General features: G+C 69.2%; 14 protein-coding genes. 5 read left to right on the top strand and 9 right to left on the bottom strand.

What is annotated here, in order from left to right:
• Nucleotides 1–11: 11 nt before the first annotated feature.
• From CAL26_RS06410 to CAL26_RS06380, 7 genes are read right to left on the bottom strand one after another with little or no spacing between them, the layout of a single operon-like run.
• Nucleotides 12–1,244: a metal-dependent hydrolase family protein gene (locus tag CAL26_RS06410; protein ID WP_094846122.1), complete on the bottom strand. Its 1,233-nt coding sequence runs from the start codon at nt 1,242–1,244 to the stop codon at nt 12–14.
• The gene (locus tag CAL26_RS06405) at nt 1,238–2,497 is read right to left on the bottom strand and encodes an NAD(P)/FAD-dependent oxidoreductase (RefSeq protein ID WP_094846121.1); all 1,260 of its coding nucleotides are present in this window, start codon (nt 2,495–2,497) and stop codon (nt 1,238–1,240) included. The genes CAL26_RS06410 and CAL26_RS06405 overlap by 7 nt, the downstream gene beginning before the upstream one ends.
• 12 nt (nt 2,498–2,509) lie before the next feature.
• Complete coding sequence (locus CAL26_RS06400) at nt 2,510–3,223, bottom strand: ABC transporter ATP-binding protein (RefSeq protein ID WP_094846120.1); 714 nt, start codon at nt 3,221–3,223, stop codon at nt 2,510–2,512.
• On the bottom strand, nt 3,220–4,026 hold the full coding sequence (locus CAL26_RS06395; protein ID WP_094846119.1) for an ABC transporter ATP-binding protein: 807 nt from the start codon (nt 4,024–4,026) through the stop codon (nt 3,220–3,222). The genes CAL26_RS06400 and CAL26_RS06395 overlap by 4 nt, the downstream gene beginning before the upstream one ends.
• Entirely contained in the window at nt 4,023–4,913 is an 891-nt protein-coding gene (locus CAL26_RS06390) for a branched-chain amino acid ABC transporter permease (RefSeq protein ID WP_094846118.1), read from the bottom strand. Before CAL26_RS06390 ends, CAL26_RS06395 begins: the two co-directional genes overlap by 4 nt.
• Complete coding sequence (locus tag CAL26_RS06385; RefSeq protein WP_094846117.1) at nt 4,913–5,785, bottom strand: branched-chain amino acid ABC transporter permease; 873 nt, start codon at nt 5,783–5,785, stop codon at nt 4,913–4,915. Before CAL26_RS06385 ends, CAL26_RS06390 begins: the two co-directional genes overlap by 1 nt.
• Nucleotides 5,786–5,794: 9 nt before the next feature.
• Nucleotides 5,795–7,006: an ABC transporter substrate-binding protein gene (locus CAL26_RS06380; RefSeq protein ID WP_094846116.1), complete on the bottom strand. Its 1,212-nt coding sequence runs from the start codon at nt 7,004–7,006 to the stop codon at nt 5,795–5,797.
• Between the two features lie 197 nt (nt 7,007–7,203).
• On the opposite strand from CAL26_RS06380, the gene CAL26_RS06375 reads away from it, so the two are divergent.
• The 4 genes from CAL26_RS06375 to CAL26_RS06360 all read left to right on the top strand — a co-directional run bounded on the left by CAL26_RS06375 (nt 7,204) and on the right by CAL26_RS06360 (nt 9,754).
• Nucleotides 7,204–7,893, top strand: a complete 690-nt coding sequence (locus tag CAL26_RS06375) for a GntR family transcriptional regulator (RefSeq protein ID WP_094846115.1) — start codon at nt 7,204–7,206, stop codon at nt 7,891–7,893.
• Between the two features lie 130 nt (nt 7,894–8,023).
• The gene (locus tag CAL26_RS06370) at nt 8,024–8,401 is read left to right on the top strand and encodes a COG4315 family predicted lipoprotein (RefSeq protein WP_086063801.1); all 378 of its coding nucleotides are present in this window, start codon (nt 8,024–8,026) and stop codon (nt 8,399–8,401) included.
• Nucleotides 8,402–8,408: 7 nt separating this feature from the next.
• Nucleotides 8,409–8,927, top strand: a complete 519-nt coding sequence (locus CAL26_RS06365) for an RNA polymerase sigma factor (RefSeq protein WP_094846114.1) — start codon at nt 8,409–8,411, stop codon at nt 8,925–8,927.
• Entirely contained in the window at nt 8,927–9,754 is an 828-nt protein-coding gene (locus CAL26_RS06360; protein ID WP_094846949.1) for an anti-sigma factor family protein, read from the top strand. Before CAL26_RS06365 ends, CAL26_RS06360 begins: the two co-directional genes overlap by 1 nt.
• A 10-nt stretch (nt 9,755–9,764) precedes the next feature.
• Here the strand turns inward: CAL26_RS06360 and CAL26_RS06355 are convergent, their stop codons facing one another.
• Complete coding sequence (locus CAL26_RS06355) at nt 9,765–10,775, bottom strand: 2-hydroxyacid dehydrogenase (protein ID WP_094846113.1); 1,011 nt, start codon at nt 10,773–10,775, stop codon at nt 9,765–9,767.
• Nucleotides 10,776–10,810: 35 nt separating this feature from the next.
• Nucleotides 10,811–11,806, bottom strand: a complete 996-nt coding sequence (locus CAL26_RS06350; protein ID WP_094846112.1) for a Bug family tripartite tricarboxylate transporter substrate binding protein — start codon at nt 11,804–11,806, stop codon at nt 10,811–10,813.
• 114 nt (nt 11,807–11,920) lie between these two features.
• Here CAL26_RS06350 and CAL26_RS06345 point away from each other — a divergent pair, with 114 nt between their 5' ends.
• Complete coding sequence (locus tag CAL26_RS06345) at nt 11,921–12,811, top strand: LysR family transcriptional regulator (protein ID WP_094846111.1); 891 nt, start codon at nt 11,921–11,923, stop codon at nt 12,809–12,811.
• Nucleotides 12,812–12,835: the final 24 nt, after the last annotated feature.

The following is a 12,835-nucleotide window of genomic DNA, read 5'->3' as shown; positions in this document are numbered from 1 at the left end:
CACGAGAACCTTCAGCGCAAATGCACCGGCTTGCCGGCCTTCATGACCATGGACAGGTGCTCGCCCTGGCCGCCCAGCAGGGAAATATCCGCAACGGGGTCACCATCGACGATCAACAGGTCGGCATAGGCGTCCGGCGCCACCACCCCCAGCCTGTCCTTCTGCCCCACGATCTCGGCCCCGACCTGCGTGGCCTGGCAGATCACCTCGAAATTGCTCAATACCTGCGAACGGATGCGCAGCTCATCGCTCTGGAACGTGTGCATCTCGCCCAGCAGGTCCGACCCCAGGCCCATGCGCACGCCATGGCGCTTGAAGATCTCCAGCGATTGCAGGCCCTGCAGGCGCACGTCGTCGATCTTGGCCACGGCCTCCGGCGGCACGCCGAACTGCGCGCCGACCTTGTGCAGGGCGTCGTAGGTCACCAGGGTGGGCACCGCGAAAGCGCCGTGCTCGGCCATGGCGGCCGCCGCGTCGTCGTCGACCAGGTTGCCGTGCTCGATGGTGCGCACGCCCAGCCTGACCGCGCGCGCGATCGCCTGTCCCGTGTAGGCGTGCGCCATCACATAGGTCTGGTGCGAGGCGGCTTCCTCCACGATGGCGGCGACCTCGTCGCGCGAATACTGCAGGTTGCCGATGGGATCGGTGGGCGACGCCACGCCGCCCGAAGCCATGATCTTGATGTGCGTGGCGCCGGCGCGCATTTCTTCGCGCACGGCCTTGCGCACCGCATCGACGCCGTCGACCACGCGGGCAATGGCGCCCAGGTTGCGGTGGCAGGGACAGGGATCCGGATCGCTCAGGTCTATCCGTTCGCGGAAATCCCCATGGCCGCCGGTCTGCGACAGCGCCTTGCCGGCGATGAACAGGCGCGGGCCGTCGATCAGGCCGTCTTCCACGGCGCGGCGCAGGGCGTAATCCGCGCCGCCGGCATCGCGCACGGTGGTGAAGCCACGGCGCAGCATGGCGGCCAGGATGGGCACGGCGCGCAGCGTGGCGAACGCCGCCGGCATGCGGGCATTGGTGCCCAGGTTCGCCATGGAGGCGACGACGTGCACGTGGCAATCGATCATGCCCGGCATCAGGGTGCGGCCGGCCACGTCGATGACCTGGTCGTTGCCGCCTGCCTGCACCGGCCGCGACGACACTTCGCGGATACGGTCGCCTTCCACGACGACGTCGTAGGAGCCGTCGTCCTCTTCGTGATGCGCATCCAGGATGCGCGCGTTCTTCAGAATCAGCATAGCGGGTTCGCCTTGTTGAAGCGGGAAATCGAATAGGGCCGCAGGTCGATGCGGGGGTCGGCGTCCGCCAGCAGGTCGCCGACGATGGCGCCGGTCGTGGCCGCCTGCGTCAAGCCGAGATGGCCATGGCCGAAGGCGTACAACACGCGATCCGACACCGGCGACGCGCCGATCACCGGCAGCGAGTCCGGCGTGGCGGGGCGATGGCCCATCCAACGACGCGCGTCGCGCTCGTCCATGCCGGGCAGATAGCGCCGCGCCAACGCCAGCAACGCATCGCTGCGGCGATAGTTGGGGGCCGCGTCCAGGCCGGCGAATTCGGCCGCGCCGCCGATGCGCAGGCCGATCGCCAGCGGCGTCGCGACGAACTTGCGTTCGGCGAAGATGACCTCGCGGTCGAGCATGCCCGTCGCGGCGGGCAGCGTCGTGTTGTAGCCGCGTTCGCTTTCCAGCAGCACGCGGTCGCCGACGGATCGCGCCAGGGCGCCCGACCACGCGCCGGCGGCGACGACGACACGGTCCGCCGCATGGCGGCGGCCATCGCGGCCCAGTGCGGCCGGACGGCCCGGATCGTCGAGCGCCAGGGCGGCGACGTCGGCCGTCACCAGCTGGCCGCCATCCTGCCGGATGCGTTCACGCAAGGCCCGCACGATGTTCAGCGGATCGTCCACGTGCGCCCAGTCCTCCAGCATGATCGCGTGGCGGAACACGGGCGCCAGCGCGGGCTCCAGCTGGCGCAGCTCATCCACGGTCACGGGACGCCAGCGCACGCCCAGTTCGCGTTTCCAGGCCCATTCGCCGGCATCGGTCGCGTAGGCCGCATCGGTCTCGTAGACCGTCAGCGCGCCGCGCCGGTGCAGCTGGCCCGCCAGGCCCAGATCGTCCAGCAGGGGCGCCAGGTCGGCCAGCGCGCGGTCGTTCAGCGCCGCCAGCGCGCGCGAGATACGGCGGAAGTGCTCGGGCTGGCCGACCTGGTTGAATACCCGCAGCCAGGGCAGCAGCCGCGGCGCGTAAGACAGGCGGATGGCCAGCGGTCCCAGGGGATCCAGCAGCCAGCGGGCGGCCTTCAGGCTGAAGCCCGACACCGCGATTGGCGTCGATTCGCTGACGGCGATGCCGCCGGCATTACCGTGGGAGGCGCGGTCTCCTTCGAAATCGCGGTCCAGCAGGGTCACGCGCCAGCCCGCTTGCTGCGCGCGCCGCGCGCAGGCCAGCCCGATCACGCCCGCGCCGACGACGACAAGTTCCTTCATGCTTCTTCCGTTCTACGCATCGTGTTTGCCCAGGAAAAGGTCGGCCGCGCGCGGATCGTCGAGCAGATCCCGGGCGGCGCCTTCCATGGCGACCGCGCCCTGGTCGATGATGTAGCCGCGCTGGCTGACCGCGAGCGACTGGCGGGCGCGCTGTTCCACCATCAGCACCGTGGTGCCGGCGGCCGGCAGCGCCTGTACGTAGGCAAAGATCTCGTCCACGCGGGCCGGCGAAAGCGCCGCCGTCGGCTCGTCGAGCAGCAGCATATCCGGTTCGCGCATCAAGGCCCGCGCGAACGCCAGTTGCTGCCGCTCGCCGCCCGACAGCGTGCCGGCCGCGCGGCGGCGATGGCGCACCAGCGCCGGAAAGAGCTGGTACATCGCATCCACCCGCGCGCGCGGGCGCTTGACGCCCTGCACCACCAGCAGGTTTTCGTGGACGGTCAGCGACCCGAACACATTGGCGACCTGCGGCACGTAGCCGATCCCGCGGTCCAGGCGCGACTCCACGCTCAACGCGGCGATGTCGCGATCGCGCAGGATCACCTGTCCCGAGGTGCGGGGCAGCAGGCCCATCACCGCCTTGATGATGGTGGACTTGCCGGCGCCGTTGGTGCCGGCGATGGTGACGATCTCGCCGGGCAGCACGTGCAGGGAGATGCCTTTCAGGATATCGGCGTCGCCGTAGCCGCCACGCAGGTCGGCCAGCCGTAGCACGGAATCGGTCATGGCGCCTCCGTGGCCGTGGGCGCCAGCGCGCCCATATAGGCGGCGCGCACGCGCGGATCCGCCAGGACCTGGTCGGGATCGCCGTGCGCCAGCAGGCGTCCGCCATCCAGCACGTACAGGTCGGACACCAGGCGATTCAGCGCCATCAGGTTGTGCTCGATGATCAGGAAACCGATGCCCCGCTCGGCATTGATCTCGCGGATACGCTGCGAGATCTCTTCGATCAATACCGGATTGACGCCCGCATAGGGTTCGTCCAGCAGGATGAACCTGGGCTCGGACATCAGCGCGCGGCCCAGCTCCAGCAATTTCTTCTGGCCGCCGGACAGGCCGCCGGCCGGCTTGTCCGCCACCGCGTTCAGCTTCAGGAAGTCCAGGATGTGCTGCGCACGATCGGCGATCTCGGCTTCGGCGCGGCGCACGCGGCCCGGGGCGAAAAACAAGGGCAGCAGCGATTCGCCGGGCTGGTCGCGCGGCCCGACCATCAGGTTCTGCCGCACCGTCAGGTGCGTGAACTCGCGCGGGATCTGGAAGGTCCGGCCCAGGCCCAGGCGCGCCCGCGCCGCCGGCCCCGCGCCGCGCAGCACCGTGCCGCCGAAACCGACCGTGCCGGCCGACGGCTGCAGAAAGCCGCTCAGCACGGCGAAGAACGTGCTCTTGCCCGCGCCATTGGGGCCGATCATGCCGTGCAGCCCGTCCAGGCTCATGGAAAGCGTCACGTCGTCCAGCACCTGGAAATCGCCGTACGACAACGATATCCCCGCGGTCGCCAGGCTGGCTTCGTTCACCGGCAAGGCGTTCATCGCGCCCCCCTGCCGCCGAACAGGCCTTGCGGCCGCCAGCGCATGAACAGGATCAGGATCAGGCCCACCACCCCCAGCTGCACGCTGCCCATGTCGGCATCCGATACGCCGGGAATGATGCCGCGGGTGAAGCGCACGCCTTCCAGGAACAACACCAGCAGCACGGCGCCCGCCACGCTGCCCGACAGGCGCGCGACCCCGCCCATGATGATGGCCATCCACACATAGAAAGTGATCAGCGGGACGAACTGGTCAGGGACGATGTACGTCATGTAGTGCGCGAAGTAGGCGCCCGCGAGTCCGGAGAGCGCCGCGCCCAGCATCAGCACCTGGGTCTTGAAGCGGGCCGGCTCCTTGCCGAGCACGCGCACGGCCGTTTCGTCATCGCGCACCGCCTGTATGGTGCGGCCGTAGGGACTGTGCGTCACCCGGCGCAGCAGCACCACCGCGACAACGATGGACAAGGCCAGCAGCCCCAGCAGCAGGCTGTCGCTGAAGCGCGCGTCGCCCCAGCCGGCGCCCAGGCGGGGCACGCCGGGAACGCCCTGCACCCCATTGGTCAGCCACTGTTCCTGCACCAGCACCAGGCGCACGATTTCGGAGAAGCCCAAGGTCACGATGGCCAGGTAATCGTCGCGCAGCCGCAAGGCCACGCGCCCCAGCGGCCAGGCCAGCAGGGCCGCGACCAGCATGGCGGCGGGGAAGGAAAGCAGCGGCGTCCATCCCGCCTTCAAGGTCAGGAGCGCCGACGTATAGGCGCCCACGCCGAAAAAGCCGGCCAGCCCGAAATTGATCAGGCCGGTGAAACCGTATTGAAGATCCAGGGCCAGCGCCAGGAGCATGTAGATGCCCATGATCACCAGGATCGACAGCAGATAGGTCATCATCAGCGCACCCCCACCGGCCGGTTGAACAACCCCTGCGGACGCAGCAGCAGCACGATCATCATGAACACATAGCCCAGCGCGATCTTGTAGACGAAGCCCACGAACGGGGTGGACAGCTCCTGCAGCACGCCCAGCAGCAGCGCGCCCATGACGGCCCCGACCGGATTGCCCAGGCCGCCCACCACCGCGGCCGCGAACGCCGGCAGCAACAGGTTCCAGCCGGCGTCCGGATAGACCACGGTGCGCATGCCGGTCACGGTGCCCGCGATGCCGCAGACCAGCCCGGCGATGGTCCACATGGCCAGCATGCAGCGTTCGCGCCGGATGCCGCTGACCCGCGCCAGGTCGGGATCGTCGGCGATGGCGCGCAGCGACCGGCCCAGCGGTGTCGCATACAGCATGAAGAACACCAGCGCGAGCGTCACCAGGGTCAGGCCCGCCAGATTGAGGTCGGCCGGCGCGATGGACACGTCGCCGAAGCGCCAGGCCCGATCCAGCGGCATGTCGAAGGCGCGCGGATCATGGCCGAACGCCACCCCCAGCCCGGCGCGGATGACGAAGCCCACGCCGATGGAGGTCAGCAGCAAGGTGATCACGGACCGGCGGATCACCGGCCTGAACGCGAGCAGGTAAGCCAGCACCGACGCCGCCGCGCCGCCCAGGGCGCCCGCGAGGCCGGCGACGACCAGGGAACCGCTCAGGTGATGCGCGGCCAGGCCAGCGTAGCCGCCGACGGCGACGAAGTCGCCCGTCGCCGCGTTGGGAAAGCGCGCCAGCCCGTAGACCAGCGTCAAAGCCAGGGCCGGAAGGGCGATGATCAGCCCTTCCACCAGCCCGTTGATGACCAGATTGATGTAATCCGCGTACGACACGCCGCGGCCTTAGAGCTTGACCACGTACTTGCGGACGAGCTTGCCGTTTTCGACGAAGGACGCGGCGAAGTCCGGCGTGACGTCGTTGTACTGGTCGAAGTTCAGGGCGCTGGAGGCGCCGACGTAGGTGATGCGCTTGCCTGCCTCCAGCAGTTTCTTGCCGTCGGCGAAGCTGTAGACGACCTCGCCGCCGGGCGTGCCCATCTCATGCACTTTCTTGGCCAGCTCGGGGCCGGTCGCCTTCGGTCCCAGGGCCTGCACCGCCAGCGCCAGGATGATGGCCTGGTCGTAGGCCATCGGGGCATAGACGTTGCCCGCCACGTCGACGCCTTCCTTGCTCAGCGCATCGCGCACGTGGGCGTAGTTGGGCGCGTTTTCGTTGCTGACGGACTCCACCGAGATCACGCCCTCGGTCACTTTGGGTCCCAATGCCTTGATCAGGTCGGCATTGGCCGCCCAGCCGGGAATGATCCAATGCGTATCGATGCCGGTCTGGTACCACTCGCGCAGCAGGATGGTGGTGTCGGCCAGGTACGAGCCCGTCACGATCACGTCGGGCTTGGCGCGCAGCACGGACTGCAGCTCGGAACGGTAGGACGGCCGGTTCGGCTCGTACACCACGCTGGCCACGACCTTGCCGCCCGCGGCCTTCCAGGCCTGCGTGAAGCCTTCGGTGTTGCCGATGCCCGAAGCATTGTTGAATGCCATGGTGGCCGGCTGCTTGTAGCCCTGCCGTTCGGCGATCTTGGCGAACGCCTGGCCGAAGCGGCCGTTGGTGGCCTGGAAGCGGAAGCCCAGGCGCTTGGGATTGGCGTCCGCGCTGAGCGCCGGCGCACCCGAGGCATGCATCAGCGGGATGTTGGCTTCATTGGTGAGCGGCATCACGGCCAGCGACTCGCCCGAACTCCAGCAGCCCATGATGGCGCGCACCTTGTCCACCTCGATCATTTTCTTGGCGCCGGTCACGGCGGCCTGCGGCGCGGTCTGGGTATCTTCCGCCACCACGCGGAACTGCGCGCCCTGCGCGCCGCCGGCGGCGTTGATTTCCTTCGCGGCCAATTGGATGGCCTTGACCATGCCCGGCCCGTAGGGCGCCCCGGACCCGGTGAGCGGGCTGAGCGCGCCCACCACGAAATCGGTGGATTGTGCCCAGGCCGGCAGGCCCAGGCTGCTGGCCACGGCGGCGACCAGGGTTGCTGCGACGAAATGACGGCGATTCATGGAAAGCTCACTCCAAGGGCACGATGGCGCGGCTGCGCCGCACACGGGCCCGGGCGGGCTACAGTGGCAGGCCACCAACGGAAAGCCGCGCGGGACCGTCGATTAAATTGGATCCAATATCCTGGATACGGACCCCATGCTAAACTGCACGCTATCCCAGGGTCAACAAAATCAGTCCTAGGGTTTACGTGAGAACCATGAACCATCCGCCCTCCCCCCCTGGGGATACCAAGCTCGTACGGCGCACGACGGTCGACCTGGTGCTGGATGCCTTGCGCCAGCAGATCCTGTCCGGGCATCTGCGTCCCGGCGCGCCCCTGCGCCAGGAAGCGCTGGCCGACGAGCTGGGTGTCAGCCGGATCCCCGTGCGCGAAGCCATCCGCCGCCTGGAAGCCGAAGGCCTGGTCGCGGTCCATGCCCACCGCGGCGCCTATGTCTGCGGCATCTCGGCGGGCGACGTCGTGGAAACCTTCGAACTGCGCCTGCAGATCGAACCCTGGCTGTTCGGCGAGGCGATCCGCGCGGGCGGCAGCGGGCGGCTGGACGCGGCGCGCGCGGCCCTGGAAGCCACCCGCCACGCCGACGCGGCCGACTGGGGCCGGGTCAACTGGCGCCTGCACGAAACCCTGTACCAGCCCGCCCGGCGCGACCTGGCCATGAACGTACTGCGCCAGCTGCATGACCGGGGGGACCGCTACCTGCGCTTCCAGGTCGTCAACGTGCCGCTGCGCCAGCAGGCGCACGCCGAACACCTGGAATTGATCGAACACGCTGAAAAGGGCGACATCAAGGGCGCGGTCGACGCGCTGCGCGCGCATATCAAGGTTGCCCTCGAGCAAGTGGTGGATGTCGTCGCCGAGCTGACGCAGGCAGCGCCGGCCAAGTGATGGCGGCCGGCGGGAGTAAGCTGGGCAGGCACGCGCCGGCCCATTGGAACAACCCGATGGAACGACCCGATGGAATAAATCGGGCCCCTGCCGTGTTCACTCCCATGCAAACCCACCACACGGAGGTCTTATGGTTCGCAACTTCACGCTTTCCGCCCTGGGCGCCGCCGCCCTGCTGGTCGCCACCGGCGCCGTCGCCGCCCCCCCGGCCAAGACCAGCAATGGCGTCCTGGTCGGCGAAAAAGGCATGACGCTGTACACGTTCGACAAAGACACCGCCAATTCCGGCAAGAGCGTCTGCAACGACAAGTGCGCCACCAATTGGCCGCCGCTGATGGCGCCGGCCAGCGCCAAGGCCGAAGGCCAGTGGACGGTCGTCACCCGTGACGACGGCTCCAAGCAATGGGCCTACAAGGGTCAGCCCGTGTACTACTGGACCAAGGACAAGGCCGCCGGCGACAAGACCGGCGACGGCGTCGGCGGCGTCTGGCACGCGGCCAAGCCCTGATACGGCCATGGCATCGGGTTCGGGCGTGGAGCAGATCCTCGCCCATATTCCGTCGCTGCGCCGCTATGCCCGCCTGCTGGCGGGCGATGCGGCCAGCGCGGACGACCTGGTGCAGGACACGCTGGAACGCGCCTGCGCCAAATGGTCGCTGTGGAAGCCGGGAACCGCCTTGCGCGCCTGGCTGATGACCCTGATGCACAACCTGTACCTGAACCGGGTGCGCGATTGGCGCCATGACGACAATCACGAAACCTGGGACGAAGACACCGATCTGGCGCACGAGCCCATGGCGCGTGCGCCGGAAATGCTCGATCTGGAGCGCGCGCTGGCGCGCCTGACCCCCACGCTGCGCACCGTGCTGCTGCTGGTGACCGTGGAGGAATACACCTATGCCGAGGCCGCCGACATCCTGCAGGTGCCCGTGGGCACGGTCATGTCGCGGCTGCACCGCGCGCGGGAAGCCGTGCGCGCCGCCATGGCCGGACCGGAAGAGGCGGCCGCCCCCTTGCATCTAGTGAAGCGATGATGGAAACCGACGCCCCTGTCTCCGATGACGACCTGCACGCCTTCGTCGACGGCCAATTGGACGCGTCCCGGGTCGCCGCGGTGTTGCAGCATCTCAGGCGCCATCCCGACGCCGCGGTGCGCGTCGCGCATTGGCATGCCCAGCGCTTCGCGCTGCGCCGCCTGCATCACGCCACCGACATCGGGCCGGCGCCCGCCGCCCTGGCCAACACGGTGATGCGCCACGGCCGCCGGCGCTGGAATCCCTGGCTCCAGGCATGCGCCGCCATGCTGCTGGTGGTGGCGGGCGCGGCCGGCATGCGCGCCTGGCAGGCAACGGGCGTCCGCGGCGCCGCCCCCACCATCGCCGCGGCGTCGGCCACGCCGCAGTTCGTGCGCGACGCGGCGGCGGCATATGCGGTGTTCTCGCCGGAAGTGCGGCACCCCGTCGAAGTCGGCGCGCAGGAAGAAGCGCATCTGGTGCAATGGCTGCGCCGGCGCCTGGGCCGTCCCCTGGCCGCGCCGGTGCTGCAGGATCGCGGCTTCCGCCTGCTGGGAGGCCGGCTGCTGCCCGGCGAGACCGTCGGGCAGGATGCGGCCAAGGCCGCGCTGGCCCGCGCGCAGTTCATGTACGAGGATGAGCGCGGCCGCCGTGTGACCCTTTACGTCGCGGTCTTTCCCACCGGCGTGGCGCCCGGGGAAACCGCCTTCCGCTCGGTCCAGTCCGCCAGCGGCACCGCCTTCTACTGGGTGGAAAACGGCTACGGCTATGCCTTGAACGGCGATCTGCCGGCGAGCCAGTTGCAGGCCCTGGCCGGCGACGTGTACGACCAGCTGTTTCCGCGCTAGGCAGGACCGCCTATGCGACGGGCGTCAGGGGACGCCGCCGCTCGAACCATCCGTCCAGGTTCGCCATGACCAGGTCGGCCATGGCCTGGCGGGTTTCCACCGTGCTGCTGCCGATGTGCGGCGACAGCACGACCTGATCCATCGCGCACAGCGCGTCCGGGACGTCCGGCTCGTTCTCGAAGACATCCAGGCCGGCCCCGCCCAGCCGCCCTTCGCGCAGCGCGCACACCAGCGCGTCCTGGTCCACCACGCTGCCGCGGGCGACGTTCACCAGTATGCCTTGCGGGCCCAGGGCGTCGAGCACCGCGGCATCGACCACGCGCTGCGTGCCGGCACCACCCGGCACGGCGAGCACCAGGACGTCGCTGGCCTCGGCCAGGGCGTGGATATCCTCGCAGTACATGAAGTGCGCAGGCACATCCTTGCGCGGCGAACGGTTGTGGTACGCGATGTCCATGCCGAAGGCCTCGGCCCGGCGGGCGATCTGGCGGCCGATGTTGCCCAGCCCCAGGATGCCGCAGCGCCGGCCGCCCAGCTTGCGGCCCATCGGCGGGGTTTCGCTGCGCCACCGGCCCGCGCGCACGAAACGATCGAGCTCGCAGATGCGCCGCGACACGGCCAGCATCAGGGCCAGCGCGGTATCGGCCACGCAATCGTCCAGCACCCCGGGCGTGTTGGTCACCACCACACCGTGCTGCCGCGCGGCTTCCATATCGATGGGGTCGATACCCACGCCGAAGCTGACGATCGCTTCCAGCGCGGGCAGCGATTCGATCATGGCCCGCGTGGCGCCCCAGCGGCCGCTGGTGGCGATGCCGCGTATGGAGCCGCCATGGGCCTGCAGGAATGCCGCTGTGTCGGCGACCTCCCACCAGCGATGCACACGATACTTCGCTTCGATGCGCTGCATGAGCTCGGGCAGCAAGGGTCCGGCAATGAGGATGTCGGCGGGCGCGCCATCCGCGCCGTCGCTGCGGCTATCGGCATTGTGGTTCACGGCATCTGTAGCAGCGGTAGGCATGTCTCGTTTCGCATGTGGGACGCAGCCCGCGTCTCCTAATCGACGCGCAGGTTGCGCAATTTGATGATGTCGCCATAGCGGGCGCGTTCCTGGGCGGCAAGCCGGGCCAGCTCCTGCGGCGTCGAACCGTGCGGCACGGCGCCCTGGGAAATCAGCTTTTCCTTGACGTCCGGCAGCTCCGCCACCTGACGGATCGCGAGCGACAGTTTATCGACGATTGCCGGCGGCGTGCCAGCCGGCGCCAGCACCGCCGTCCACGACCCTGTCTGCGCATTGTGCACCCCGGCCTGGTCCAGCGTGGGCACGTCCGGCATCACGGGCGAGCGCTCCGGTCCCGTCACCGCCAGCGCGCGCAGCTTGCCGGCGTTGACGTAGGTCACCGTCTCCAGCACCGACGCGAACAGCATATCGACGCGGCCCGCCATCAGGTCGGTCATGGCCGGACCGCCGCCTTTGTAGGGGACGTGGGTCAGTTGGACGCCGGTCGCCTGCTGGAAGATCTCGCCCGCCAGATGCGGCGCCCCGCCCGTGCCCGAACTTGCGAAGGTGTGCGCGCCCGGCTGCGATTTCGCCAGCTTCACCAGGTCGGCCACGGAGTTGACCGGCAGCGTCGGCGGGACCACCAGCACGAAGGGCAGGTCCGAAAACATGGACACCGGGACGAACGCCTTGGCGGGATCGCTGTGCAGCTTGTACAGCCAGGGGTTGATGGCCAGCATGCCGGAATTGGCGAAGAGCAGCGTGTAGCCGTCGGGCGCGGCGCGCGCGACCAGGTCGGCGGCGATCTGCCCGCCAGCGCCGGGGCGGTTGTCGACCACCACGGATTCGTTCAGCCGCTGGCCCAGTGCCACCGCCAGCAGCCGCGCGGAAATGTCGGTGCCGCCGCCCGGCGAGAAAGGCACGATCAGGCTGATGGGCCGTGAGGGAAAATCGTCGGCGGCGGCCGTGCCGGGCACCAGCGCCACCGCGACGGCCAGGGCCACGGCGGCGCACGCAGCCATGGCGCGACGGGCTCGCGTTGAAATCTTCATGTCGTCTCCTCCGGTTCTGGTCCGGCTTCGTTATGCGGACCAGTATAGGAAGGAAGCGCGGCGCGCAGCGCAATCGAGCTATAAATAGCAACGATCAATACAAGGCTTATATCGATGGAATTGCGCCAACTCGAATGCTTCGTCGCGGTCGCGGAGGAGCTGCACTTCGGCCGCGCCGCCGCGCGCCTGTGCATGACGCAGCCGCCGCTCAGCCGGCAGATCCAGTTGCTGGAGCAGAGCCTGGGCGTCACGCTGCTGGAGCGCAGCAGCCGCGTGGTCACGCTGACTTCCGCCGGCCGCAACTTCCTGCGCGATGCGCGCCATCTGCTGGCCTATTCGGTTCGGGCGGCATCCACCGCGCGGCGGGCCTCCGGCGGCGAGGCGGGACACATCACCCTGGGGTTCACCGCGGTGGCGGCCTACCGCCTGGTGCCCGACTGGGTCATGAAGGCCGGCAAGGTTCTGCCGGACGTGGCCATCGATCTGCGCGAACGCGTGTCCACGGACCTGGGCCGGCTGCTGGTGGCGGGCGAACTCGACGCCATCCTCGCGCGTCATCTGCCGCGGCAGGACGGCCTGGCGCACCACCTGATCCAGCGCGAACCCATGGTGGTGGCCGTTCCGCGCAAATCGCCGCTGCTGGCCCACAAGGCCATGCCGCTGCGGGCGCTGCACCGGCAGCCCTTCGTGGCTTATGCGCCCAGCGAAGGCAAGTACTTCTACGATCGCATCGCCGCCGCGCTGACGCTGGCCGGCGTGGAGCCCGACTACGTCCAGTACGCGGGGCAGACGCACACGCTGCTGGGCCTGGTGCGCGCGGGACTGGGCGCGGGCCTGGTGCCGGCGTCCGCGCGCGAACTGCGCCTGGACGGCGTGTCCTTCCTGCCGCTGGCGCAGAACAGGCTGCACGCCGAGCTTTACCTGGCCTGGCGCGAACGGCATGACAATCCCGCGCTGGACGCCTTCATCGGCCGCGTGGCGGAAATACCGCCCGCGCCGCGCTGAGCAGGCCGGGCGCCGCGCGGGCGG

The sequence above is a fragment of the Bordetella genomosp. 9 genome (genome assembly GCF_002261425.1).
Classification (GTDB): Bacteria; Pseudomonadota; Gammaproteobacteria; order Burkholderiales; family Burkholderiaceae_B; genus Bordetella_C.
Note: the sequence above shows the minus strand (reverse complement) of the source record. Positions and strands in the feature narration are given on the sequence as shown.

Coding starts and splice junctions, on each gene's coding strand:
- CAL26_RS06360 (WP_094846949.1), top strand. CDS start 8,927: ATGGAAACCGACGCCCCTGTCTCCGATGACGACCTGCACGCCTTCGTC.
- CAL26_RS06410 (WP_094846122.1), bottom strand. CDS start 1,244: ATGCTGATTCTGAAGAACGCGCGCATCCTGGATGCGCATCACGAAGAG.
- CAL26_RS06365 (WP_094846114.1), top strand. CDS start 8,409: ATGGCATCGGGTTCGGGCGTGGAGCAGATCCTCGCCCATATTCCGTCG.
- CAL26_RS06350 (WP_094846112.1), bottom strand. CDS start 11,806: ATGAAGATTTCAACGCGAGCCCGTCGCGCCATGGCTGCGTGCGCCGCC.
- CAL26_RS06395 (WP_094846119.1), bottom strand. CDS start 4,026: ATGAACGCCTTGCCGGTGAACGAAGCCAGCCTGGCGACCGCGGGGATA.
- CAL26_RS06355 (WP_094846113.1), bottom strand. CDS start 10,775: ATGCCTACCGCTGCTACAGATGCCGTGAACCACAATGCCGATAGCCGC.
- CAL26_RS06400 (WP_094846120.1), bottom strand. CDS start 3,223: ATGACCGATTCCGTGCTACGGCTGGCCGACCTGCGTGGCGGCTACGGC.
- CAL26_RS06390 (WP_094846118.1), bottom strand. CDS start 4,913: ATGATGACCTATCTGCTGTCGATCCTGGTGATCATGGGCATCTACATG.
- CAL26_RS06405 (WP_094846121.1), bottom strand. CDS start 2,497: ATGAAGGAACTTGTCGTCGTCGGCGCGGGCGTGATCGGGCTGGCCTGC.
- CAL26_RS06380 (WP_094846116.1), bottom strand. CDS start 7,006: ATGAATCGCCGTCATTTCGTCGCAGCAACCCTGGTCGCCGCCGTGGCC.
- CAL26_RS06345 (WP_094846111.1), top strand. CDS start 11,921: ATGGAATTGCGCCAACTCGAATGCTTCGTCGCGGTCGCGGAGGAGCTG.
- CAL26_RS06370 (WP_086063801.1), top strand. CDS start 8,024: ATGGTTCGCAACTTCACGCTTTCCGCCCTGGGCGCCGCCGCCCTGCTG.
- CAL26_RS06375 (WP_094846115.1), top strand. CDS start 7,204: ATGAACCATCCGCCCTCCCCCCCTGGGGATACCAAGCTCGTACGGCGC.